This window comes from Arthrobacter sp. Y3223166 (genome assembly GCF_059090935.1).
In genome coordinates this window covers 89563-112583 of sequence record NZ_JBNHGE010000005.1, presented here as the reverse complement: position 1 = coordinate 112583, position 23021 = coordinate 89563, and the positions used below count along the sequence as shown (strand labels likewise).

At 68.5% G+C, this 23021-nt stretch carries 23 protein-coding genes; 12 read left to right on the top strand and 11 right to left on the bottom strand.

The window, feature by feature from the left end:
* Positions 1 to 33 precede the first annotated feature (33 nt).
* From AC5RUH_RS04775 to AC5RUH_RS04755, 5 genes are all read left to right on the top strand, one after another.
* A complete protein-coding gene (locus AC5RUH_RS04775; RefSeq protein WP_494128035.1) occupies positions 34 to 627 on the top strand; it encodes a DUF4245 domain-containing protein in 594 nt (197 codons plus the stop codon).
* Positions 628 to 688: 61 nt separating this feature from the next.
* Positions 689 to 1303, top strand: coding sequence for a carbonic anhydrase (locus AC5RUH_RS04770; protein ID WP_493978642.1), 615 nt, complete (start codon positions 689 to 691; stop codon positions 1301 to 1303).
* 126 nt (positions 1304 to 1429) lie between these two features.
* Positions 1430 to 2857: a class II fumarate hydratase gene (locus AC5RUH_RS04765; RefSeq protein ID WP_494014364.1), complete on the top strand. Its 1428-nt coding sequence runs from the start codon at positions 1430 to 1432 to the stop codon at positions 2855 to 2857.
* 288 nt (positions 2858 to 3145) lie between these two features.
* On the top strand, positions 3146 to 4456 hold the full coding sequence (locus AC5RUH_RS04760) for a S8 family peptidase (RefSeq protein ID WP_494073581.1): 1311 nt from the start codon (positions 3146 to 3148) through the stop codon (positions 4454 to 4456).
* Between the two features lie 42 nt (positions 4457 to 4498).
* Positions 4499 to 4729, top strand: a complete 231-nt coding sequence (locus AC5RUH_RS04755) for a hypothetical protein (protein WP_494001455.1) — start codon at positions 4499 to 4501, stop codon at positions 4727 to 4729.
* A gap of 52 nt (positions 4730 to 4781) precedes the next feature.
* Here the strand turns inward: AC5RUH_RS04755 and AC5RUH_RS04750 are convergent, their stop codons facing one another.
* Positions 4782 to 5288: a prepilin peptidase gene (locus tag AC5RUH_RS04750; RefSeq protein WP_494128034.1), complete on the bottom strand. Its 507-nt coding sequence runs from the start codon at positions 5286 to 5288 to the stop codon at positions 4782 to 4784.
* Positions 5289 to 5344: 56 nt separating this feature from the next.
* Between AC5RUH_RS04750 and AC5RUH_RS04745 the strand changes: the two genes are divergently transcribed.
* From AC5RUH_RS04745 to AC5RUH_RS04730, 4 genes are all read left to right on the top strand, one after another.
* The gene (locus AC5RUH_RS04745; RefSeq protein ID WP_494014367.1) at positions 5345 to 6133 is read left to right on the top strand and encodes a hypothetical protein; all 789 of its coding nucleotides are present in this window, start codon (positions 5345 to 5347) and stop codon (positions 6131 to 6133) included.
* A gap of 399 nt (positions 6134 to 6532) precedes the next feature.
* Positions 6533 to 7444 (top strand): AfsR/SARP family transcriptional regulator, encoded by a 912-nt coding sequence (locus tag AC5RUH_RS04740; protein WP_494128033.1) that lies wholly within the window; start codon positions 6533 to 6535, stop codon positions 7442 to 7444.
* 100 nt (positions 7445 to 7544) lie between these two features.
* Entirely contained in the window at positions 7545 to 8207 is a 663-nt protein-coding gene (locus AC5RUH_RS04735; protein WP_494128032.1) for a response regulator, read from the top strand.
* Entirely contained in the window at positions 8197 to 9543 is a 1347-nt protein-coding gene (locus AC5RUH_RS04730; protein ID WP_494128031.1) for a sensor histidine kinase, read from the top strand. Before AC5RUH_RS04735 ends, AC5RUH_RS04730 begins: the two co-directional genes overlap by 11 nt.
* Before the next feature lie 135 nt (positions 9544 to 9678).
* Here AC5RUH_RS04730 and phoH2 read toward each other — a convergent pair whose 3' ends face one another.
* Positions 9679 to 11076: an RNA 5'-3' helicase PhoH2 gene (gene phoH2 / locus AC5RUH_RS04725; RefSeq protein ID WP_494128030.1), complete on the bottom strand. Its 1398-nt coding sequence runs from the start codon at positions 11074 to 11076 to the stop codon at positions 9679 to 9681.
* Between the two features lie 267 nt (positions 11077 to 11343).
* Positions 11344 to 12105, bottom strand: coding sequence for an isoprenyl transferase (locus AC5RUH_RS04720; protein ID WP_494001462.1), 762 nt, complete (start codon positions 12103 to 12105; stop codon positions 11344 to 11346).
* 124 nt (positions 12106 to 12229) lie between these two features.
* On the opposite strand from AC5RUH_RS04720, the gene trhA reads away from it, so the two are divergent.
* Complete coding sequence (gene trhA / locus AC5RUH_RS04715) at positions 12230 to 12991, top strand: PAQR family membrane homeostasis protein TrhA (RefSeq protein WP_494128029.1); 762 nt, start codon at positions 12230 to 12232, stop codon at positions 12989 to 12991.
* 33 nt (positions 12992 to 13024) lie between these two features.
* Here trhA and AC5RUH_RS04710 read toward each other — a convergent pair whose 3' ends face one another.
* The 3 genes from AC5RUH_RS04710 to mca all read right to left on the bottom strand — a co-directional run bounded on the left by AC5RUH_RS04710 (position 13025) and on the right by mca (position 16515).
* Positions 13025 to 15181: a thioredoxin domain-containing protein gene (locus AC5RUH_RS04710; protein ID WP_494128028.1), complete on the bottom strand. Its 2157-nt coding sequence runs from the start codon at positions 15179 to 15181 to the stop codon at positions 13025 to 13027.
* A gap of 2 nt (positions 15182 to 15183) precedes the next feature.
* Positions 15184 to 15537 (bottom strand): hypothetical protein, encoded by a 354-nt coding sequence (locus tag AC5RUH_RS04705; RefSeq protein ID WP_494128027.1) that lies wholly within the window; start codon positions 15535 to 15537, stop codon positions 15184 to 15186.
* Positions 15538 to 15600: 63 nt separating this feature from the next.
* Positions 15601 to 16515 (bottom strand): mycothiol conjugate amidase Mca, encoded by a 915-nt coding sequence (gene mca, locus AC5RUH_RS04700; RefSeq protein ID WP_494128026.1) that lies wholly within the window; start codon positions 16513 to 16515, stop codon positions 15601 to 15603.
* A gap of 54 nt (positions 16516 to 16569) precedes the next feature.
* Between mca and AC5RUH_RS04695 the strand changes: the two genes are divergently transcribed.
* Together AC5RUH_RS04695 and greA are read left to right on the top strand one after the other, a co-directional pair.
* Entirely contained in the window at positions 16570 to 17019 is a 450-nt protein-coding gene (locus AC5RUH_RS04695; protein WP_494128025.1) for a DUF4307 domain-containing protein, read from the top strand.
* Positions 17020 to 17287: 268 nt separating this feature from the next.
* Positions 17288 to 17779, top strand: a complete 492-nt coding sequence (greA, locus tag AC5RUH_RS04690; protein ID WP_494001468.1) for a transcription elongation factor GreA — start codon at positions 17288 to 17290, stop codon at positions 17777 to 17779.
* 94 nt (positions 17780 to 17873) lie between these two features.
* On the opposite strand, the gene AC5RUH_RS04685 is transcribed toward greA, so the two are convergent.
* From AC5RUH_RS04685 to AC5RUH_RS04665, 5 genes are all read right to left on the bottom strand, one after another.
* Positions 17874 to 18449: a rhomboid family intramembrane serine protease gene (locus tag AC5RUH_RS04685; protein WP_494014377.1), complete on the bottom strand. Its 576-nt coding sequence runs from the start codon at positions 18447 to 18449 to the stop codon at positions 17874 to 17876.
* A 2-nt stretch (positions 18450 to 18451) separates the two neighbouring features.
* The gene (gene ilvA, locus AC5RUH_RS04680) at positions 18452 to 19690 is read right to left on the bottom strand and encodes a threonine ammonia-lyase (protein WP_494001470.1); all 1239 of its coding nucleotides are present in this window, start codon (positions 19688 to 19690) and stop codon (positions 18452 to 18454) included.
* Positions 19687 to 20964 carry an AI-2E family transporter gene (locus AC5RUH_RS04675; RefSeq protein WP_494023641.1) on the bottom strand — a complete coding sequence of 426 codons (1278 nt, stop codon included), beginning with the start codon at positions 20962 to 20964 and terminating at the stop codon, positions 19687 to 19689. The genes ilvA and AC5RUH_RS04675 overlap by 4 nt, the downstream gene beginning before the upstream one ends.
* Before the next feature lie 37 nt (positions 20965 to 21001).
* Positions 21002 to 21928 carry an aldose 1-epimerase family protein gene (locus AC5RUH_RS04670; RefSeq protein ID WP_494128024.1) on the bottom strand — a complete coding sequence of 309 codons (927 nt, stop codon included), beginning with the start codon at positions 21926 to 21928 and terminating at the stop codon, positions 21002 to 21004.
* Positions 21929 to 22006: 78 nt separating this feature from the next.
* Complete coding sequence (locus tag AC5RUH_RS04665) at positions 22007 to 22849, bottom strand: Bax inhibitor-1/YccA family protein (RefSeq protein ID WP_494101031.1); 843 nt, start codon at positions 22847 to 22849, stop codon at positions 22007 to 22009.
* Positions 22850 to 23021: the final 172 nt, after the last annotated feature.

The window sequence follows — 23021 nt, the reverse complement described above, 5'->3', positions numbered from 1 at the left end:
CGCGCAGGGGCGGGCATCTGAGATCATGGAACCGTGAGTGAAGCGCTTCCCGAAGAATCGACCGAGTTGCCCGTCAAGCCAGTGCTGACGGCCAAGCAGGCCAACCGCGCGAAGGCTCCGGTGGTCGGCATGCTGATGGCCGTGGGGCTCTCCCTCGCCGTGCTGCTGCCGGTGATGTTCCTGAATCCGGGCAGCAAGCCCGGAGTCTACGAACGTAATATTGATGTCCCGGGGGTCGCCCTGCAGACCGAGTCCACGGCCGGTTACCTGCCGCTCGCCGTCGACCTCCCGGCGGGCTGGACGTCCAACTACGCCCGGTGGAATACCGGGGGAACCGCGCAGGTGGCGGCGTGGGAGGTCGGCTACATCACGCCGGGCGAGGAGTACATCGGACTGATCCAGACCGACAAAGCCAACCCCACCTGGGTCGGCCAGGCAACCGACAACGCGCCGGTCACCGGCGAGCGCGAAGCGGGTGCCACCTGGGAACTGCGCGACGCCGGCGCGGGCGAGCGCAGCCTCGTGCTGGAGCACGGCGGATTCACCGTCATCCTGACCGGCACCGCGGAGCTGGACGAATTCGATGTCCTGGCCACCGCGATCGTGGAAGACCTGGACAGCAAGTAAACCCGCCCCGACACGGAAACCGGTGCACGGGCAGGGACGCACGAAGCAGTAAGGTTGCTTCGTGCCCACCTCATTGACTCCCGCCCAGGCCTGGCAAAAACTCATCGACGGCAACGCCCGCTTTGTGGCAGGTACGTCAGTCCACCCGAACCAGGACGCCGCCCGGCGCAGTTCGCTGGTCAACGAGCAGCATCCGTTCGCCATCATCTTCGGCTGTTCCGACTCCCGGCTGGCCGCCGAGATCATTTTCGACCTGGGACTCGGCGATGCCTTCGTGGTCCGCACCGCCGGCCACGTCCTCGGTGACGCGGTGATCGGATCGCTCGAGTACGGCGTGGATGTGCTCAACGTTCCGTTGATTGTCATCCTGGGCCACGACAGCTGCGGGGCCGTGACGGCGGCAAAGAACACGATTGACACCGGCGAAATGCCGCGCGGCGGCCTGCGGGACCTCGTGGAACGGATCACCCCGTCGGTGCTGGCCGCCCGGCGTGCCGGCCTCGAGGACCTCAACGACATGGTGATCGAAAACGTCCGGCAGTCCTCCGAACGCCTGCTGGACAGTTCGCGGGCCATTTCCGAGGCGGTCGAGGCCGGCCGCACGGCCGTCGTCGGCGTGGCCTACCGGCTCGCGGACGGCCGCGCCGAGCTCGTCGCAGGGCACGGGGCCCTCTAGCCGCGCACCGGGGGCGGGACGCCCCGCCCCGGGGGCCGCAGGCCCGCTCGGCGCCGCCTCAACCAAGCCGCCGCCGTGCCGCAACACAATTCGGAACCGGTGCGCCGCAGGCATAAGCTTGGAGCCATGACTTCTGCTGATTCTGCTGAATACCGCATCGAACACGACACCATGGGCGAGGTCCGCGTTCCGGTCAACGCCCTCTACCGTGCGCAGACCCAGCGCGCCGTCGAGAACTTCCCGATCTCCGGCAAGACGCTGGAGCGCGCCCACATCGAGGCCCTGGCCCGGATCAAGAAGGCTGCGGCCACCGCGAACGCCGAACTGGGCGTGCTAGACGGCGAGCTGGCCAAGGCCATCGCCGCGGCGGCGGACGAAGTAGCCACAGGCAAGTACGACGGCGACTTCCCGATCGACGTTTTCCAGACCGGTTCCGGCACCTCGTCGAACATGAACACGAACGAGGTCCTGGCCGAACTGGCCACCCGTGCGCTGCGGGATGCCGGCAGCGACAAGACGGTTCACCCGAATGACCACGTCAACGCCTCGCAGTCCTCCAACGACGTCTTCCCGACCTCGGTGCACGTGGCCGCCACCTCGGCCTTGATCAACGAGCTGATCCCCGCGCTGGACTACCTGGCCGCGTCCCTGGAGCGCAAGGCCGAGGAGTTCAAGGATGTGGTGAAGTCCGGCCGCACCCACCTGATGGACGCGACGCCGGTCACCCTCGGGCAGGAATTCGGCGGCTACGCCGCCCAGGTGCGCTACGGCATCGAACGCATCGAGGCATCACTGCCGCGCGTGGCCGAGGTTCCGCTGGGCGGCACCGCCGTCGGCACCGGCATCAACACCCCGGCCGGCTTCCCGCAGCGCGTGATCGAACTGCTGGCCGCCGACACCGGCCTGCCGCTGACGGAGGCCCGCAACCACTTCGAGGCCCAGGCCAACCGCGACGGCCTGATCGAGGCCTCCGGGCAGCTGCGCAACATTGCCTACGCGTTCATGAAGATCAACAACGACCTGCGCTGGATGGGTTCGGGCCCGAACACCGGCCTGGGCGAGATCGCCATCCCCGACCTGCAGCCGGGTTCTTCGATCATGCCGGGCAAGGTCAACCCGGTCATCTGCGAGGCAGCCATCATGGTGGCCGCCCAGGTCGTCGGCAACGACACCACCATCGCCCTGTCCTCCACCAACGGCGCCTTCGAGCTGAACGTGGGCATCCCGGTGATGGCCGCCAACCTGCTCGAGTCCATCCGCCTGCTGGCGAACACCTCGCGCGTCATGGCGGACAAGATGATCGACGGGCTGACCGCCAACGTGGAGCGCGCCCGCTTCCTGGCCGAGGCCTCCCCCTCGATCGTGACCCCGCTGAACAAGTTCATCGGCTACGAAAACGCCGCCAAGATCGCCAAGCACTCGGTCCAGGAAGGCCTGACCGTGCGCGAGTCGGTTGTGGCCCTTGGCTTCCTGGAGCGCGGCGAACTGACCGAAGAGCAGCTGGATTCTGCGCTGGACGTGCTCTCGATGACCGTCCCGCCGCAGGCCAAATAGCAGGCGGGTCCATCGCGGATCCTGAAGGGCGCTCTTGCTTCGGCGGGGGCGCCCTTCAGCGTGCACGGCGTCCCGGTCGCCGCTCACCCGGGCCGGATCGGCGTCAGGGCGGGGCCCTGCTGCCTTTTTTGGCTCCGACCGGCTGAAACGATTGCCTGGAGCTTGAACCGTCGGCCTCCGGGACTAGGATGAGGCGCACACGTCCCCGTGGACGGCGGGTGAACGGCCCAGCCAGGGCCGCCGGCCGGCCCGTCGGGGACCCGGTGGAAGAGCGTCCAGGAGGTCTCCGTGATTGGCGATTCGCAGCCCCCGTCCCTGGCGACGGCCGACTATTCCGTGCCCGGGCAGCCGAAGACCACCGGACGCTTTATCGTCGTCTTTTACGGCCCATCCGACGAGTGTGCCGGCCTCCTGGCCGACGCCGCCGGCCTGTCGAATGTCGCGGACAGCCGCGATTTCGGCACCCGCGGGGTGGACCCGGACGCGGCCTCCGGCGCCGACGCAACGGTCTTCGCAAACCTGGGCATCGCCGTCGTCGCCGCCGGCCCGGACCAAATCAGCTCGCTCCAAGTCAGTACCGCTGCCCGGCACCGTGTCCTTTCGGTCTCGCCGGAACTCATCCACGACGTGCTCGGTCCGGCCGATGACTACGCCGTTGGCTACCGCGACGGCGTGACCGACCTGTCCGGCAGGCTCACCGCGCGACGGCACGAACGCTACGAAGCGGGCCCCGCACCGGCGGGCTTCGCCGACAACAACAATTTCACCTGGGGACAGCAGGCCACCAGGGCCGTCTCGTCGCCCTATTCGGGGCAAGGCGTGCGCGTAGCCGTGCTGGACACCGGGTTCGACGAGACGCATCCGGATTTCGCCGGACGCAGCATCACCAGCGCCTCCTTCATCCCGGGCGAGCCGCCGCAGGACGGACACGGCCACGGCACGCACTGCATCGGGACCGCGTGCGGCCCCAAGTCCCCCGGCACCGGCCCGCGCTACGGCGTGGCCCACGAAGCGGAGATCTTCGCCGGCAAGGTCCTCAGCAACGCCGGTTCGGGGACCGACGCCGGCATCCTTGCCGGGATCGACTGGGCCGTGGGCAACGGCTGTGCCGTCATCTCCATGTCCCTGGGAGCCGACGTCGCACAAATCCACCCGCCCTACACGGCCGCCGGGAGCCGGGCGCTGGAGCAGGGTTCCCTGATCATCGCCGCCGCGGGAAACAATGCCGACCGCCGGAAGGGCGAGTTCGGGTTCGTCGGCGCCCCGGCGAACAGCCCGTTCATCATGGGGGTGGCCGCGCTGGACCAGGCCCTGGAGGTCGCGTTCTTTTCCGCCCGCAGCCTCCCCCTGCGCGGCGGGCAGGTGGACTGTGCCGGTCCCGGGTTCCAGGTGTATTCGTCCTGGCCCATGCCGAAGCGTTACAACACCATCAGCGGCACCAGCATGGCGACGCCCCACGCCGCCGGCGTGGCGGCCCTGTGGTCAGAGGCTACCGGCCGGCGCGGCCTGGAACTGTGGGCCACGCTGGTGCAGGAAGCGGAGCGGCTGCCCGTGCCCTCCGTCGACGTCGGGGCGGGGCTGGTTCTTGCCCCGCAGTGACCCGCTTCCCCCGGGAGGGGCCGCCGGACCTATCATGGGGGTATGCAGATCACCGTGACGGTGCGCCACGACTACCTCTCCGATACCGGGCGGATTGCCGAGCAGTTGGCAGCCGGCGGCATGCGGGTGGAAAACGTGTTGTCATCCCTGGGCATGATTACGGGTTCATTGCCGGAGGGACAGCGTGCCGCTGTTGCCGGAATCGAGGGCGTCGAGTCCGTGGACGAAGACCGGCAGTTCGTCCTGCCCCCTCCCGACTCCGATATCCAATAGGCTCGGCGGACAAATTCCGGGACGCCGCGCGTCGTTGGCCCGCGCTTCGCGGCTACGTCGGCAGCAGCAGCGCCGCCCACGTGCCGGCGATCATGAACGGCCCGAATGGAATGTCGCTGTGCAGCGTTCCGCGCCGCAGTACTACCAGCAACACCCCGTACGCGCCGCCCAGCAGGAAGGCCGCGAACGTGCCCAGCAGCAGGTGTTCAAACCCCAGGTAGCCCAGGTACATCCCCAGCACCCCGGCCAGTTTGACGTCGCCGAATCCCATGCCGGCCGGATAAATAAGCCGGACGGCGAAATAGAAGACCCAGAGCAGAGCGCCGCCGGCCGGCACCCGCCAGAACATGCCGGCTTCGTAGCCTGCGAGGGAGGCCGCGAGCAGCAGCACTCCGGACACCGCGTAGGCCGGGAAAATGATGCGGTTCGGCAGCCGGTGCGTCCTCAGGTCGATCCAGCTGAGCCGGGTTCCGATTACCAGCAGATAGCCGCCGGCAACCAACAGCATCCAAAACGCGAATGCATGGCCGGGCCACAGCAGCGCCAGTTGCTCGACCATGGACCCAACCTACTGCACTCGCCTGATCCTCGGGAGCCGGCGGCTACACTGTGCATATGAACGGCGGGAGCGTGCTCAAGGCCGGCGACGCCGCCGGCAACGCGGAGACCTTCAGGTGCCTCTGCCGTTCTTCCCCGTGGAAGTGGGAATCGCTGCGGTTTGAGCTCCGGGCCGTCCACCCGGATGCGCCGGAGCCGGACGCTTCCGGCGGCATGCTGCGTGCGTGGACCCGGCGCCCCGGAGCGCTTCGGGTCGAGTCGGCCGACGGCAGGCTGCTGTACAGCACCACCGGCATTAACGACTCCCGGGACGGTTTCTACGTCAGCGCGACACGCAAGTCGTGGCTGTTGCCTCCGCATCTGGTCACTCCGGTATTCAACGACATCCATCTGGTGCGCCGCCGGCCCGAGGCCGCCTACGGTGAGCCGGTCTTCGGCAACGGGCGCTGGTCCGCGATGCTGGATCCGGTTGAGCTGGCCGGCAGCGCGCCGGTGGCCTATGAGGCGCCCTTCGCCAATCCCGTGGAGATCCATGAACTGCGGGAGGTCGAGCACCAGGGCCGGAAGGCGCTGGAGGCGGTCGTCTCGCCCAACCAGACGTATGTACCGTACGACGCCGGCCATCCGCTGCTTCCCGAGGGCCGCACCGAGGTGCGGGTCGACTGGCGGACCGGCGTCTGTGTTTCCGCGGTTGCCATGGACGGGCCTCAACAGGGCGGCGGTCATTCGTTGACCATCCTCGGAGTGGACGAATACATGCTCGACGACCTGTTCCTCGAGGTCAGCATGAACCTCACCGACGTGCGGGAGCACATACCCTGGCCGGTGCGCCCGCATCCCGCCTGAGGGCGCGGCGGAGCGCGCCGGTGTGCACCGGCGTCACCACGCCCGGCCGCCTGGGGTGCAGCACGCCCGGTGGCTCTCCGGTCGTCCGGACGGTGCAGGGCGCGCGGCCGGGCCCTGGCGTTGAGGGGTGGGGCCAGGGCCCGGCGGCGTGCGCCCGGCCGGCCGTGAGGTGCAGCGCCGAAGCCACCGGGGTCACGAGTCCAGAGTCCCCATTCATCCTTGGAAAAAGCCGGTGCCGTCCCGGTCCCCCTCACATTAGGGGTATCGGCACCCCTCAGGCGAGGCTGTCCCGCCGTCGGGGAGTCAGCGCACGATGGTAGTGCACTCATTGGGGGGTGCGTGCTGCGAGGGGGAATCGTGGAGCAATTGAGTGGATGGGCCATGCCCATGGCCGTGCAAATGATCGGAAACTTACGGATTCGTCGCGGCGGGACCGTGTTGACCGCCGACAAACTGGGTGGCCCGAAGCCGCGTCAGGTGCTGGAAATCCTGCTGTTGCACGTTGGTTCGCCGATGTCGAAGGACCGGCTGGTGCACCTGTTGTGGGGCGGCCGCGCCCCGGGTGAAGCGCTGGCCACGTTGGAGAGCTATGTCAGCATCCTGCGGCGCAACCTGCAGCCTGGCTGCGCAAAGACGGGGCCGCTGCGCACAGCCAACGGCGGTTACATGATCGACCGGGACATGGTCGACGTCGACCTGCACCGCTTCCAGGCCCTGGTGCGGGCCGCCGAGTTTGCCGAACCGCCGAGGGCCTACCCCTTGTTGGCCGAGGCGTTGTCACTCGCGTCGGAGCCGCTGCTGGGCGACGAGCTGACTCCCGATTGGGCGGAAGAGGCCCGTTCGGGCCATGCGGAAACGGTGCAGCACGCCCAACAATTGGCTGCGGAGGCCGCGCTGGCCTTGCATCGGCCCGACGACGCCGTGCTCTGGGCCCAGCGGTGCGTTGCTGCTTCTCCGCTGAATGAAGCGGCGTGGACAGTCCTGATCCGTGGCCTGGAGCTTTGCGGGCGGCATGCCGACGGGTTGCAGGCCTACGAACGGTGCCGGCGGTTGTTCGGCCGCGACCTCGGTTGTGCCCCCGGCCCGGCCCTTCAGGAGGTCCACGTGCGGCTGCTGAAGGCCACCGCTGACGCCCAGTCCGGCCTTTCGGAAGTCCTGGCGGCGCTGCTGCTGCTCAACGAACGGCTGACCCCGCCGGCAGCAAAGCACCGGAAGGAACATTTCACCGTCGACGCCCCGGCCGGACCCCAGTACATGGCGGCGGGAGACATCCTCAGCTCGTTCCTGCGCAAGGCGCTCGCAGCCAGCTGAGGCCGGGTGACCCCGCCGGCCCCGATATGTACTTCCCGGCGCGCGCCGTGCATACTCGAGGTGGGGTCAAGTCCTTTGTGTCTTGAGTTGGGGAACTGGAGTGAGCTCTTTGGGGGAGCAAAAACTACGCATCGCCGTCGTGGATGATCACACGACCTTCGCGGAGTTGCTGTCTGATGCGCTGGACCGGGAAGCGGATCTGGCCAATGTTGGCAGCGCCGCCGGTGTGACCGAGGCGGTTGCCTTGTGCCGCCGGGCCCGGCCCGACGTGGTCATCATGGACTACCACCTGCCCGACGGTGACGGGGTCGGCGCGGCCGAGCAAATCCTGCAGGCTGCCCCGGAGACACGGATTATCTTGTTGACCGGCAACCCGTCGCTGAATGTACTGGCGCGCGCCGCCGCCTCGGGTCTTTGCGGCTTCCTGCCCAAAGACGGTTCCCTGTCAACGCTGCTCGAGACGGTCCGGAACGCCAGGAGCGGCAGCATGTCGGTCTACCCGTCCGCGCTCACTCGATACGTCACCGCTCCACCGGCCACGGCAGTGGACAGGCCTGCCCTGACCAAACGCGAGCACCAGGTATTGGCCCTCATGGCAGCAGGCAACGACGTCCGCACGAATTCCCGGAGGCTGGGAATATCCCCGCACACGTGCCGGGGCTACGTGAAGTCGATCCTGGCCAAGCTAGGCGCACATTCACAGCTGGAAGCCGTCGCCACCGCCCAGCGGCTGGAACTGCTGGACGGCGGGCATGGTCGTTGACGTGGCTGCGCAGGACCGGCGCAGCATCCTCGCTGAAACACCCTCTGGGTCCCGCCGCCGGAAGCCCTCGGAAATGCAGGCGGCCCTGCGCCGCTTCGCGCTGTCGGGGCTTGCGGCACTGATCATCGTCACGGTGCCGGTGATCATGGTCGCCCGCTCGCTGGCTGCCGACCATGCCCTCCTCCACGCCGCGGAACGCACGACACAAATCGTCGACCACCAATTCGCCCAGGACGTCACGGAGGCGGCGCTGGCCGGGGTTCCGGAGGCCTTGGCCGAATTGGACAGCGAAGTGGACCCGATGATCGACGACGGCCACATTCTGCGGGTCACTGTCCGGGATCTCGACGGCTCGATTGTCTATTCCGACGTCGATGCACTGATCGGACAGCAGATCGACCTGCCGGCCCAACTTCTGGCCCGGTTGCAGGAGGATGCCCCCGTCAGCGTCGTCGAAGATCCCCCCGGCGACAACATCTTCGGGCTGGGCCGCGCCGAGCTGGTCAACGTGTATGTGCGGGCACAGGCCGGAGATGGAAATGACTACATCTTCGAACTGTCTCACCCGGCGAACGAAATCAACCGCATGCAGGACGAGATGCTGGGCATCCTGCCCGTCATCCTCGTCGCGTTGGCCGTGCTGCAGTTTCTCCAGCTTGGACCGGCCCTTCGAATGGCGCGCCGCATGCGGAAGGCCAGTGAAATCCGGCGTGGACTGCTGCAGAAATCGATCGCGGCCTCGGAAGAGGAACGCCGGCGTTTGGCCCGGACCCTCCACGACGGCGTCATCCAGGAGCTGGCGGGGCTGGCCTACAGCCTGGAAGCGCGCGAACAGCAGCAGACCGCTTCGGACAGCGACTTCCATGCGCTGGCACGGGATATTGTGAAGGGCAGCATCGACGACTTGCGCCGTATCACGCTGACGTTGTACCCGCCGGACCTGTCGGCCGAGGGCCTCCCGGCCGCGCTCGACGGATTGGGTGTGCTGGTCCGCCAACGGGGAGCGGGCTGGCAACTGGAGATCGACTTCCCCGAGCCCGCCGCCCTCGCCTGCCCCGATTTGCTCTACCGGGCGGCACGTGAAGCCGTGACCAATGCTTCCAAGCATGCGTCCGCCCGGCTGGTCAAGGTTTCGCTGAGGCAGTCCGACAAGGCAGTGGTGCTGGAGGTCGTCGACGACGGCGTCGGCTTTACTCCTGAGGCCGCCCGGCGGGCCGAACACTTCGGCCTCCGGATCATGCGCGACACCGTCCGCGAGGCCGACGGTACGCTGCACGTTGAATCCGCCCCCGGCGCGGGCACCCGGATCGTCATGGCCTTTCCTGCCGGGCAATAGTTGCATGGCGCCTGCCGGGGCGCAGCCGGCGGCAACCCCCGGTGCGGTGAGGCGGCGATCGGCCGGCTGCCTTCGGCGGAAAGCGGGCCACGCTGCGGCAGCCCGCTTCCCGCCCCTGGACGCGAAGGCCGCAGGCTAGATATCGGCGCCCTCCAGCAGCTCCGTGACCAGGGCCGCGATGGGCGAGCGCTCGGACCGTGTCAGCGTCACGTGGCCGAAGAGCGGGTGTCCCTTGAGCGTTTCCACGACGGCGGCGATGCCATCGTGGCGCCCGACCCGCAGGTTGTCACGCTGGGCCACGTCGTGGGTGAGGACGATCTTGGAGTTCTGGCCGATCCGGCTCATCACCGTCAGCAGCACGTTCTTCTCCAGCGATTGCGCCTCATCCACCACCACAAACGAGTCGTGCAGCGAGCGGCCGCGGATGTGGGTCAGCGGCAGCACTTCCAGCATGCCGCGGTCCATGACTTCCTCGACCACCTCGGTCGAAACCAAGGCGCCGAGCGTGTCGAACACCGCCTGGGCCCACGGATTCATTTTTTCGGCTTCCGAGCCCGGCAGGTACCCGAGTTCCTGGCCGCCAACGGCGTACAGCGGCCGGAACACCACCACCTTCCGGTGCTCGCGCCGCTCCAACACCGCCTCCAGCCCGGCACACAGCGCCAGGGCGGACTTGCCGGTACCGGCCCGTCCGCCGAGGGAGACTATCCCTACCTCCGGGTCCATCAGCAGGTCGATGGCCAGCCGCTGTTCCGCGGAGCGTCCGTGCAAACCGAACACGTCGCGGTCGCCCTTGACCAGGCGCACCTGTTTGTCGGCCCCCACCCGGCCGAGGGCCGACCCGCGGGTGGACAGCAGCACCAGTCCCGTGTTGGCGGGCAACTCCGCCGCCTCCGGGATGAACACCGGCTCGTGTCCATACAGCGCGGTCACGTCGTCGTCGGCCACGTCCAGCTCGGCCACGCCGGTCCAGCCGGAGTCTTTGACAAGTTCGTTGCGGTACTCGTCCGCGCGAAGCCCCAGCGCCGACGCTTTCACCCGCAGGGGCAGGTCCTTGGAGACCACGGTGACGTTGCGGCCCTCGACGGCCAGGTTCTTGGCCACGGCCAGGATTCTGCTGTCGTTGTCGCCGCCGCGGAATCCGGCCGGCAGCACGTCGGACGAAACATGGTTGAGCTCGACCCGCAGGGTGCCGCCCTCCGCCCCCAGCGGTATGGCCTGGTCCAGGCCGCCGTGCTGTACGCGCAGGTCGTCCAGCAGGCGCAGTGCCTGGCGGGCAAAGTAGCCCAGCTCCGGGTCGTGCCGCTTTCCTTCCAACTCGGTGATCACCACCACCGGCAGGATCACCTCGTGCTCGGCGAAGCGCAGCAGTGCCCGCGGATCGGACAGCAGCACGGAGGTGTCCAGGACATACGACGCCCGGGTTGTTTCCGCTTCCCCGGCGGAAACAGAACGACCGGACGAGGTGGCAGCGGCGGGCTGCTTCCCGGGTCCGGTCGTGGCGGCTGGGTGCGGATTCTTGGTGGCGGTCATGCTTGCTCCCGTCCGGAGCGCGACGGCTCCGACTGTGTGAAGCGGGGCGTGGACGGTAGGGCCACCAGGCCGGAACCGGCCTCCCCCGATGCGGCTTTCGCTGTGCGCATCAAACTGGTGGCCTCCCGATCAATCTGCGGTTTTGCCGACTGATAGTCCTAAATTACGCGGATGTAATTCACTAAGACAAGGGCCCGGAAGAAATCGTTTCAATGAATTCTGCGTAACAGGAACGACGCTGGCCCGCCGCCCGCTCCGCCGGCCGCGTCAGGCGCCGAAACGGCGCTGGCGGCTGGCGTAGTCGCGGAGCGCGCGCAGGAAGTCCAGGCGCCGGAAATCCGGCCACAGGGCCTCGCAGAAGTAGTATTCGCTGTAGGCGCTTTGCCACATCAGGAAGCCGGAGAGCCGCTGTTCACCCGAGGTCCTGATGACCAGGTCCGGGTCCGGCTGGCCGCTGGTGTAGAGATAGCCGGAGATGTCCTCGACCGCCAGCGTATCCGCGACGTCGGCCAGGCTCTTGCCTTCGGCGTCGGCATGGCGGAGCAGGCCCTTGACCGCGTCAACGATTTCCCGGCGGCCGCCGTAGCCCACGGCCACGTTCACGTGGACGCCGTTAACCCCCGCGGTCTGCTCCCCCAGATCGCTGAGTTTGGCCGCGAGGTCGGCCGGGAGCGTCTCCAGCGCGCCGACGGGATGGACGCGCACGTTCTTGCCTTCGCCCAACCGGTCCAAGGTGTTGCCGATGACACCCAGCAGTTCGCGCAACTCGTCTTCCGAGCGGCCCATGTTGTCCGTGGACAGCATGTAGAGCGTGACCACCTTGATGCCCAGGTCGCCGCACCAACCCAGGAACTCCAGGATCTTGTCGGCTCCGGCCTGGTGCCCTTCCCGGGTGGGCGCCCCGGCCAGCCTGGCCCAGCGCCGATTACCGTCGACCACCACACCGATGTGGCCCGGGATACGGTCGGGCGCCAGCGAACGCTGCAGCCGCCGCTCATACAGGCGGTACAGGACGCCGGGAAGAGACACCGCACCCCGCCTTCCTGATCGCCCGTTCACGACTTAGAATTCTATCCCCCCGCCTGGCCGGTTCCGCGCCACTCCTTGTTACCGGCCGGTAACAAGGAGTGGCGGCGGCCGTTAGAATAACCGCATGAGTGAACACGGCGCCGCCTCCGGGCCCTCCGGTTACCGGGGCGGCTACGAGGATTCCGCCGCCCGGCGGGAGTCGACGGACGGCCCCATCGAGCGGGCCGTGGAGCAGGTAGCCGACGCGCTCAACATCAAGCCGAAGTTCCGCGGCTGGCTGCATGCAGGGGCCACCCCGCTGGCCCTGGTGGCCGGGATTGTCCTGGTGGCGCTGGCGCCAACGGCAGCGGCCAAATGGGCCTGCGCGGTCTACGCCGTCACGGGCTTGCTGCTCTTCGGGGTCAGCGCCGTCTACCACCGCGGCAACTGGAGCCCGCACGTCAAGCTGGTGCTCAAGCGCCTGGACCACACCAACATCATGCTGGTCATCGCCGGAACGTACACGCCGCTGGCCTGGTCACTGTTGGAACCGGCGAAGGCCACGTTGCTGCTGTGGCTGATCTGGGCCGGCGCCATCGCCGGCGTCGGGTTCCGGGTGTTGTGGCCCCACGCCCCGCGTTGGCTCTACGTCCCGGTTTATTGCGCACTCGGGCTGGCCGCGCTGTTCTACCTGCCCGACTTCTTCGCTGCCAGCGTGCCCGCGGCGGTCCTGATCTGCGCGGGAGGGGTCCTCTACATCGGCGGTGCGGTGGTGTACGGGATCAAGCGGCCGAATTTCTCTCCCACCTGGTTCGGCTTCCACGAGCTGTTCCATGCCTGCACCGTGGTGGCTTTCGCCTGCCATTACCTCGCCATCTTGATCGCGGTGCTCGGCAACTCCGGTTGACTCTCACCACGGGCGTCCGGAAAAGTGCCGCACTCAGCCTGCTCCCGCGCCCAGCTCGGCCAGCAGGCCGTCGACGGTTGCCACCGGCCGCCGGCACACCATCCCGCGGCACACGTAAGCCAGCGCACCTTCCGTCGGGGCGGGCTTATCAGCCAGCAGCGGCGGCGTCCCCTCCGGCGGCCGGGCCTCTCCGGAACGCGCGACAACCAGGCCCGGGCTGCCGGTTGCGCGCGCCGCGGCTATGAGTTCGGCGGCCGCGCCCGGAGCCCCCGTGACCGCCAGCTCTACCGGCCCCGCCGCCAGTGCCTGCGCAGCGGCCAGGCCCCACCCGGCGGCACGCGGGGCGCGCACGGCAATCCGCTCCAGGTAACCCAGCAGCCGGCCCGCCAACTCCCGGTGCCGGGCGGAGCCGCTGTAGGCGGCATAGGTGGCCAACGCGCCGGCCAACAGGCCGGTGCCGCTGGGAGTGGCGCTCTCGAGCGGATCCGCGGGCGGAACGGATCCGGCGGCGGCAGCCACCTGGGCGGCGGGGGCCGCCTGGTCGCTCAGCTGTCCCGCCTCCAGGAACACCTCCTCCGCGCGCAGCACCAGCGCTTCCGCGGCGGCATACCAGCGGGGCTCCCCGGTGGCCGCATACAGCGAGAACAGCCCCTCCGCGCAGCCGGCGTAGTCCTCCAGCAAGCCTTCGAAGTGCTGGGCAGTGCCGTTGTGCGACACCCGGGCAAGCCGGCCGGAGCCGTCCAGGTGCACGGCCAGCAGGTAGTCCGCGGCGGCCACCGCGGCGGCGCTCAGCTCGGGCCGCCCCAGCAACTCGCCGGCTTCGGCCAGCCCGGCCACGGCCAGGCCGTTCCACCCGGCGACGACTTTTTCATCCCGCTCCGGCTGCGGCCGTTCCTGCCGGGCGGCCAGCAGCACCGGACGCAGCCCTTCCCACCGCCGCCGCTCGTCCGGTTCCAGCAGTCGTCCCGGGTGCAAGGTCGAGCCGGTGGCGGTGACGTTGCCCCGCTCGCGCACGCCCATCACGGAGGCAACCCAGCCGCCGTCGTCGGCGCCGAGCAGCTCCCGCAGCTCTGCCGGGGACCACAGGTAGGTTGCGCCTTCGTGGTGGACACCGTCGACGACGGTGTCGGCGTCGAGCGAGGACGCAAACCCGCCGTGCGCCAACCGCAGCCGGCCCACCATCCAGTCCGCCGTGCCGGCCGTGACCGCGCGCCCCAGGTCCCTCTCGGCCCGGGCCGAAGACTGGAAGGCCCATTGCGCATACACGCGCAGCAGCTGGACATTGTCGTAGAGCATTTTTTCGAAGTGCGGCACGGACCACTGACGGTCCACCGCGTAGCGGGCAAAGCCGCCCTCCACCTGGTCGTACAACGCGGACCCGGCCATGGCCTGCAGCGTCCGGGACGATAGTGCGGCGGCCTGGCCCGCCGTGTCGGACCGCGAGGCCGCGGCATGCCGGAGCAGGAAGTGCAGCACGGCCGACGGCGGAAATTTGGGTGCCGCGCCAAACCCGCCGAAGACGGTGTCCTCCTGCCGCGCCAGGACCTCGACGGCCTGCTCGAGGACCGGGCGGCCCGCACCCCAGCCGCCGGTGGACACCTGCACGGGTCCCTGCCCCGGATCGCGCGACCGATCGGCGGCGTCGTCAGGCCCCTGAGTGAGGTCCCCGAGGAGCTCACGGTTGGCTTCCCCCGCCTGCGCGAGGGCCTCGGCCAGCGAGGCGGCAGTGGTTTCAACGGCGTCCCGGCGCTGCTCCCAGGCTTCATGGACCGCCTGGAGCACCTGGCGGAAGGATGGCTGGTTCGGCAGCGGCTGCGGCGGGAAGTAGGTGCCGGCGTAGAAGGCCCGGCCGTCGGGCAGGGTAAAGACGCTCATCGGCCAGCCGCCCTGGCCGGTCATCAGCTGCGTGGCCGCCATGTAGACGTTGTCCACGTCCGGGCGTTCCTCCCGGTCCACCTTGACCGGAATGAAATGCTCGTTCAGGTACCGGGCCGTGGCCTCGTCCTCGAAGGACTCACCGGCCATCACATGGCACCAGTGGCACGCCGCATAGCCGACCGAAACGAAAACAGGCACGTCGCGCAGACGTGCCTGTTCAAAGGCCTGGTCACCGAACGGCCACCAGTCCACCGGGTTCCCGGCATGCTGGCGCAAGTAGGCCGAAGCCTCCGAGCGCAGTCTGCCGGCCATGGTTACTCCCGGCGGTCCGGGCGGCCCGAGCGGCCGCTGCGTTCGTTAGTGCTCCCCGTTTCGGTGCCGCTGCCGTCGGCGTACCCGCCCCCGCCGGCGGGGCCCGCCTGCCTGGACGCTTCAGGCCCGGCCGCGGTCGAATCCTGGCCGCCGCTCTCCTCCACCTGGGCGCGGTAGCGCACCCGCCGGATGCGCCGGCTCATGTCCCAGATCAGGAAAACCACCACGGCCGCGAGGCCGAAGGTGAAGAAGAAGCCCCAGGGGCCGGGCGAAACCTGGTCAGCGTCCAGGCCGGGCCGGAGACTGGGTTCGCCGGCACCGGCGGCGACGGCGGCAAGGATCTGGATCAGGGGCAAGTTTCAGTCTCTTTCTGGCTGCGTCCCGGAAAATTCGGCTCCGGTGCTGGTTGGCTGCAAGGTCTATCTTATGCCCGCAAAAAAATCCGTTTCCGGCACGCTGGTCTCCACCCGGGCGTGGATCAGCGAGAAATCCTCCCACGGCCAGACGGTCCGCTGCATCTCCTCGGAGACCGCGAAGAAGAACCCGGTGGGCTCCACCTGGGTTCGATGCGCTAGCAGCGCGCGGTCGCGGTGGCGGAAAAAGTCGCCGCAGTCGATCTGCGTGGTGGTGCGGTGGTTCGGCATCGGCGGCTGATGCCCCTCGGCGTCGGCCTCCAGCCACGCCGCGAGGCGTGCGGCGTAGGGCGACTGCAGCCCGGCTTCCTCCAGGGCGTAGTGCAGTGCCCGGAACCGTTCCGGGTTGAACGCGCGGTCATAGTAAAGCTTGAGCGGCTCCCAGGGACTGCCCGCGTCCGGGTAGCGCTCCGGATCACCGGCAGCGTGGTAGGCCTCCACCGCCACCTTGTGGGCCATGATGTGGTCCGGGTGCGGGTAGCCGCCGTTCTCGTCGTAGCTGATCACCACATGCGGGCGGAACTCGCGGACCAGCCTCACCAGCGGAGCCGCCGCCCGCTCGAGGGGCTGGGTGGCGAAGCTGCCGAACGGCAGCGGCGGCAGCGGATCCCCTTCCGGCAGGCCCGAATCTGCGAACCCCAGCCAGCGATGCTGCACGCCCAGCTCCGCCGCCGCCCGGGCCATCTCCACCCGCCGCAAACCGGCCAGGTCCCGGTGCGCCTGCGGATCGGACGCGGCCTCCGCGTTGAGGATGTCTCCGCGTTCACCGCCGGTGCAGGTGGCGACGAGCACCTGGACGCCTTCGGCGGCATAACGCGCCATGGACGCGGCGCCCTTGCTGGATTCGTCGTCCGGATGGGCGTGGACCGCCAGCAGGCGCAGTCCCTCACTCTGCGCCCGCTGGGCTGCATCGAAGCTCACGTGGCTGCTCCTGGGAAATCTTGCGTGGGTGGGTGGGAAGCTAAACTTGAGGGCGTGAGCACCTCCGGCCCCCGAACCCCTCAGACTCCCCCCAGCTTAACGGTTTCCGAACGTTACGGCACACCGCGGCGGACGCTGTCCCGCCGCAGCAAACTGGCACTGGCCGGCGGGGCTTTGGGCGTGGCCATCATCGGCGCCGGTTTCTTTGCCCTGGGCCAGGACGGGCCGCAGATCGAGAGCAAGGACGTTGGCTTTGCCGTGGCCGATGCCGGCCACATCACCGTGGACTTCCAAGTCACCAAGGATCCCGAGGCCACCGTCCAGTGCGCCGTTCAGGCCCTCAGTGAGAACTACGCCGTCGTCGGCTGGAAGGTCGCCACGATCGGGCCCGCCGCCGAAGGGGCTACCGCCCAGACCACGGCGCACCGCGTCCAGCTCCGGACCGAATCCCTGGCCGTTTCCGGCGGCGTGGACAGCTGCTGGCCCGCCGGCACCGGCGGCTGACCCTCCCGCCGGGCGCACCCGCGGCGTGCCTTTCCAGGCTGCCGCGGTTCTTTTGCCATCGAGTTATTGGGAAAACCGGCGGCGGCTGACTACAATTGAGCAAATACATTGCCCCGCCCCCCGGTGAACTGGGAACTCCCAGAACGAATGATTCACCTTCACGGCGGGGTCTTTGCATGGAGTGGCCGCCACCTTGGCGGCCTTTTGTGCAAAGAGCCACCGTGCCGGCCCGCCTCCAGCGGTACCGGCAGCAATTAAGGAGAACTACGTGTCCACTTCCAGCGCACCCGTCGCCTGGCTCACTCAGGAAGCCTACGACCGCCTGAAGGCTGAACTGGATCACCTTTCGGGCCCCGGCCGGGCAGAAATTGTCGACCGCATCGAACAGGCCCGCTCGGAGGGGGATCTCAAGGAAAACGGCGGTTACCACGCCGCCAAGGAAGAACAGGGCAAGGCCGAGGCCCGGATCCGTCAGCTCACCGACTTGCTGCGCAACGCCCACGTGGGCGAGGCACCCGCCGACGACGGCATCGTGGAGCCGGGCATGGTCATCGAAGCGAAGATCGCAGGCGACACCGAGCGCTTCCTGTTGGGCAGCCGCGAGGTCGCCGGCGAATCCGAACTGGACGTGTACAGCGAAAAGTCTCCGCTGGGTGCGGCCATCCACGGCCTGCGGGCGGGAGAATCCACCACCTATGCCGCGCCTAACGGCAAGCAGATCAGTGTGGAGATCATTTCCGCCAAGCCTTACGCCGGCTGATTACGCACCATCATCGTCGAAGGCGGGCTCCTGCGGGAGCCCGCCTTCGGCGTATGCGGCAGCAGGCGTCGGCCGGCGCACGCCGGGAACGGGTTCAGCGCAGGCCCCGCCTGCGGCGCAGCAGCACGGCGGCGGCGACTCCCCCGGCCGCCCCGAACAGGTGCGCCTGCCAGGAGATCCCGGGCAGCGCCGTCGGCAGGACTCCCCACAACACCGAACCGTAGAAAAGAAAGATGACCGCGGCCAGCAGGATCTGGCGCCAGCTGTGATTGTAGAAGCCACGTACCAACAAGTAGGCCAACAGCCCGAAGACCAGGCCCGAGGCGCCGATGGTCAGGCCCGCACCGGTCAGCCAGACCCCTAGCCCGGAGGCCAGCCAGCTGCAGGCGAGCACCACGCAAAACCGCCGGATTCCTTCCAGCAGCGTCAGGAACGCGAGTACCAGCAGCGGGACCGTGTTGCTCAACAGGTGGCCGGTGTCGGCGTGCAGCAGCGGCGCGAACACCACACCGTCAAGCCCGTCGAGCCGCCGTGGCGCGATGCCCAGCAGCAGGCTGAAGTACCCGCCGGCGAAGATGTTGACCAGGAAGACCACCCAGAGCAGTGCCGCCAGTGCCCCGGCACCGGCCAGCGCCGGGGCGGGGCGCAGTCCACGGCTTCCGGCGGCCACGGTCAGTGGACGACGATGGGCTGGAAGCCAGCGGCGCGGAGGCTGCCGAGCACCAGTTCGCAATGCTCGTGGCCCTTTGTCTCGATGTCGATGGTGATGGCAACATCGCCCATGCTGATGGACCCGCCGATGCGGGTATGGTCCACGCGCGTGACGTTGGCGTCCGATTCGGCGATGATGCGCGAGATCGTGGCCAGCGAGCCGGGTCGGTCGTCGAGCATGATCCGCACGGACATGAACCGGCCGGAAGCGTACAGCCCCCGCTGGATCACCTTCAGCATCAGCATCGGATCTATGTTTCCGCCGGAGAGGATCACCGCCGTAGTGCCCGGGTCCGGGATGACACCCTCCATGAGCGCGGCGACGCCGACGGCACCGGCGGGTTCGACCACCAGCTTGGACCGTTCCACCAGGAAGATCAGTGCGCGGGCCAGGGCGTCCTCGCTGACCGTGACCACGTCGTCGACCAGTTCCCGGATGATGGAGAACGGCAACTGCCCGGGACGGCCGACGGCGATGCCGTCGGCCATGGTGGAGACCTTCTGCAGCGGCACCAGCGCATCGGCGGCCAGTGAGGGAGGGTAGGCGGCCGCATTCTCAGCCTGCACTCCGATTACCCTGATCTCGCGGCCCAGCTCCTTCGCCCTGGCCTTGACGGCCGTGGCGACGCCGGCCAGCAGTCCCCCGCCGCCTACGCCCATGACGATGGTCTCGACGTTGGGGACCTGCTCCAGGATCTCGAGCCCCAGCGTGCCCTGCCCGGCGATGATGTCCGGGTTGTCGAACGGATGCACGAAGACCGCTCCGGTCTCGTCCGCGTAGCGCTGCGCCTCGGCGAGTGCCTCGTCCACATTGTGGCCGTGCAACACCACTTCGGCGCCGTGGCCCCGGGTGGCCGCCAGCTTCGGCAGGGCGACGCCGAGCGGCATGAAAATGCGGGCCTTGATGCCCAGGCGGGCCGCCGCCACCGCCACGCCTTGCGCGTGGTTGCCGGCGGAGGCAGCCACGACGCCGCGTGCCTTCTCCGCATCGGACAGTCCGGCCATCCGCACGTAGGCACCCCGGACCTTGAACGACCCGGCCCGCTGCAGGTTCTCGCATTTGAAGAACACGTCGGAGCCGACCATCCGGCCCAGGGCGCGCGATTGTTCGATCGGCGTCTTGGCGATGATGCCGTCGAGGGTTTTCCGGGCGGCCTGGATATCGTCGAGCGTGACGGGAAGCTGGGCGGTGACTGTCACTTGTCGGTCTCTTTTCTGTGCAGCAGGACGCGGCGTCGGCGGGAGGGTTCCCGGTCTGAGGGCTCGGGCGGATTTCCGGGACCCGGCGAAGCCAGTGCCGGTTCCGGCGCCCGGTAGGGCTCTTCCGCCGGTGGCGGCGCGCCCAGGGCCGGGTCGGTTTCCCACCCGCGGGCGGCGATGTACTTCACGACCGCGTTGAGGATCGCCAGCAGGGGGACGGCAAAGAGTGCGCCGGCGACGCCCGCGACCATCGAGCCGCCGGCCACGGCCAGCACGACGGCCAGCGGATGCAGCGAGACTGCCTTGCCCATGATCAGCGGCTGGAGCACGTGGCCCTCCAGCTGCTGAACCCCCAGCACGATGGCGAGCATGATCAGCGCGTTGACCCAGCCGTTGGCCACCAGTGCCAGGAGGACGGCGACGAACCCGGTGAGCAGGGCGCCGACGATCGGGACGAAGGAGCCAAGGAATACCAGGACGCCCAGCGGAAGTGCCAGTGGCACGCCGATGATGGCGGCGCCCGCGCCGATGCCGACGGCGTCGACGAAAGCGACGAACATCTGCACCCGGATGTAGTGGACCATGGAGGTCCACCCCTGGCGGCCGGCGCCGTAGCCGGCCGCCCTCGCCTTTTTGGGCAGCAGGCCGACCATGAAACGCCAGATCCGGTCGCCGTCGTAAAGGAAGAAAATCAGCGCGAAGATGGTCAGCAGCAGTCCGGTGACCAGGTGCCCGGCGGTGGACCCGACGCTCAGGGCGCTGGAGAAGATCGCGCTGCTGTTGTTCTGCAGCTGGTCCAGGCCTTCGTTCAGGTAGTCGTTGAGTTGTTCGTTGGTCAGGCGGAGCGGCCCGTCCGTCAGCCAGCCCTGGACCTGGCCGATGCCTTGCATCACCTGGTCCCACAGCTCGCTGAAGCCGATGTAGAGCTGCCGGCCGACCAAGGAGAGCGCCCCGCCAATCAGCCCCAGGAAGCCCAGGATGGTGATGACGACGGCCAGGCTCTTGGGAACCTTGGCCTTGAGCAGGAAACGGACGACGGGGGAAATCAAGGCGGCGATCAGGGCCGCGACCATCAACGGGATGATCAGCAGCGAGACGAAACTGAGCAGCCAGACCAGCAGTCCGCCCACCACCAGGATCAACCCCACCCGCCACGCCCAGGCCGCACTGATCCGCAGCGCATAGGGAACGTCCTCGCGGACGTGGTGTTGGCCGTCAACTCCGGCCAAACGTCCGGCCGGCAGCGGACGGTTTTCGGGGAAGGACCGGTTCATACACCCAATAGTTTCATACTGTGACCCAGCCGTGCGTTCAGTGAAGCTGCGCCGTAATGCCCCAGCTCCCGCCGACCGTTGCACCGGGCTCCAGCCATTGAAGCCCCAGGCCGGAATTGAAGCTGTTGGCGGGTGCCGTCATCGGTTCCACCGCGACGGCGCGGTCCCGGCCCGGATATTTTGTGGTCACCAGGACATGGACGTAGGGGAAGGTTTCGTCCTGCCACAGCGCGACCGCCGACCCGCTCTCCGAGGCGAGCGTGGTCACCGCGCGGCCACCCGGGCCGGCGGACAGGGCGGTGTAGCCGTGATCGAGGTCCAGCTCCGCCAGCCGGCTTCCGCCGCGCAGGTCGCACTGGCCGGTGACCGGCACATCCGCCGTCGGAATCATGGTGTGCCGATCCGTCGGAAAGTACCGCGCCGCCGGCACGGTCAAGGTCAGCCGGTCGGCGGGTTCGTCTCCGAGCCGGATGAAGGGATGCGCGCCCAGTGCGACCGGTGCGGCGGCCGCGGACAGGTTTTGCAGTTCCTGCCGGACGGTCAGGTCGCCGACCTGGTCCAGGGAGTATTCGGCAATGTGGCTGAGCCGGAAGGGGTAGCCGTGCTGGGGGAAGATCTCTGCCTGCAGCACCACCGCTGACCCGCTGCGGTCGACCAGCCGGTAGCCGGTGTTGCGCAGCAGCCCGTGGATGGCGTGGCCGCGGCCCGGTTCGGTGATGTCCAGTTGCTGGACGGCGCCGTCGAGTTCCCAACGGCCTCCGTCCACCCGGTTGGGCCAGGGCGCCAGCAGGATGCCCGAGGCCGAGGGTGGGATGCGGTCGTCGCCGAAGGTCTCGGTCAGCTGCACGCCCTGTTTTTCGAAGAGCCGGAGGCAGCCCGCCAGTTCGGTGACCACGGCCCGCGATCCCGCACGCCGCAGTTCAAACTGCTCGCCGGTTGCTGCCCGGCTGCGCTGGCCCGTCATGGTTCCACCGTAGCGGGTCGCCGCTTAAACAGCCGACCCCGGCGCACTGGCCGGGGTCGGTGGGTGAGGATGGGCCGCTTACTCGTCGCCGCGGAGGATGGCGAGCAGGCGCAGGATCTCCACGTAGAGCCAGACCAGGGTCACGGTCAGGCCGAAGGCGGCGGTCCAGGAGTACTTGCGGTCCACGCCCTGCCGGACGCCCTGCTCGATCGAGGTGAAGTCGACGATCAGGGAGAACGCGGCCAGGCCGATGGCCAGCAGGCCGATGATGACACCCAGCGGGATGTCGATGCCCATGATGGGGATCACCGCGCCGCGCATGCCCCACTGGTTGTCCAGCACGCCGAACCACATCAGGCCCAGGTTGACCAGCGAGAAGAGCGCGTAGCCGATCAGCGCGATCATGAAGAAGCGCATGGCCTTGGGGGTGGCGCGCACCTTGCCGCTCTTGAACAGGGCCAGCGTGACGGCGAAGACGCACACGGTGCCCAGCACGGCCTGCGGGGCCACGCCGGCGTACATCGAGTCGATGACCATGGACAGGGCGCCGACGAACAGGCCCTCGGCGGCGGCGTAGGCCAGGATGAGGCCCTTGGACGGCTCCCGCTTGAAGGCGTTGACCAGCCCGAGCACCAGGCCGGCGATCATGCCCGGAATCAGCAGGATCGGGAACATCCAGCCGATCGCACCGCCGACGACCACCAGGGACAGGCATGCCAGGGTCTTGAGGATGACGTCGTCATAGGTCATCCTGCCGGTCTGGGCGGGGCCCGCCGACGGCTGGTTGTACAGATCCTGCAGCTGCTGGCTGGAAAGCTGGGTCTGGCCGGCGAGCACGGCGGAGCCGGCTCCGGCAGGGCCCGCGGGCGAGCCGCGGAACGCCTTCGGGTTGTTGAAAACCGGATTTCCTCCGATTGCCATCTTGTTGTCCTCCATCGTCAGGGGGCGAGCTATTGCTTAGACTACCAATCCCAACGAACAACACGGCAGAAAATTCCTTGACCGGCCGCTGAACCCGGGTCGGGCCCCGGCGCCGCCCTCCGGCGGCCTTCCTGGGCAGTAAACCTGCGTCGGCAGCAGCGCCGCCCTGCGG

Coding starts and splice junctions, on each gene's coding strand:
- AC5RUH_RS04745 (WP_494014367.1), top strand. CDS start 5,345: ATGAACGGCGGGAGCGTGCTCAAGGCCGGCGACGCCGCCGGCAACGCG.
- AC5RUH_RS04675 (WP_494023641.1), bottom strand. CDS start 20,964: ATGAACCGGTCCTTCCCCGAAAACCGTCCGCTGCCGGCCGGACGTTTG.
- AC5RUH_RS04710 (WP_494128028.1), bottom strand. CDS start 15,181: ATGGCCGGCAGACTGCGCTCGGAGGCTTCGGCCTACTTGCGCCAGCAT.
- AC5RUH_RS04755 (WP_494001455.1), top strand. CDS start 4,499: ATGCAGATCACCGTGACGGTGCGCCACGACTACCTCTCCGATACCGGG.
- AC5RUH_RS04750 (WP_494128034.1), bottom strand. CDS start 5,288: ATGGTCGAGCAACTGGCGCTGCTGTGGCCCGGCCATGCATTCGCGTTT.
- AC5RUH_RS04670 (WP_494128024.1), bottom strand. CDS start 21,928: ATGACGGGCCAGCGCAGCCGGGCAGCAACCGGCGAGCAGTTTGAACTG.
- phoH2 (WP_494128030.1), bottom strand. CDS start 11,076: ATGACCGCCACCAAGAATCCGCACCCAGCCGCCACGACCGGACCCGGG.
- AC5RUH_RS04740 (WP_494128033.1), top strand. CDS start 6,533: ATGATCGGAAACTTACGGATTCGTCGCGGCGGGACCGTGTTGACCGCC.
- trhA (WP_494128029.1), top strand. CDS start 12,230: ATGAGTGAACACGGCGCCGCCTCCGGGCCCTCCGGTTACCGGGGCGGC.
- AC5RUH_RS04730 (WP_494128031.1), top strand. CDS start 8,197: ATGGTCGTTGACGTGGCTGCGCAGGACCGGCGCAGCATCCTCGCTGAA.
- AC5RUH_RS04665 (WP_494101031.1), bottom strand. CDS start 22,849: ATGGCAATCGGAGGAAATCCGGTTTTCAACAACCCGAAGGCGTTCCGC.
- AC5RUH_RS04765 (WP_494014364.1), top strand. CDS start 1,430: ATGACTTCTGCTGATTCTGCTGAATACCGCATCGAACACGACACCATG.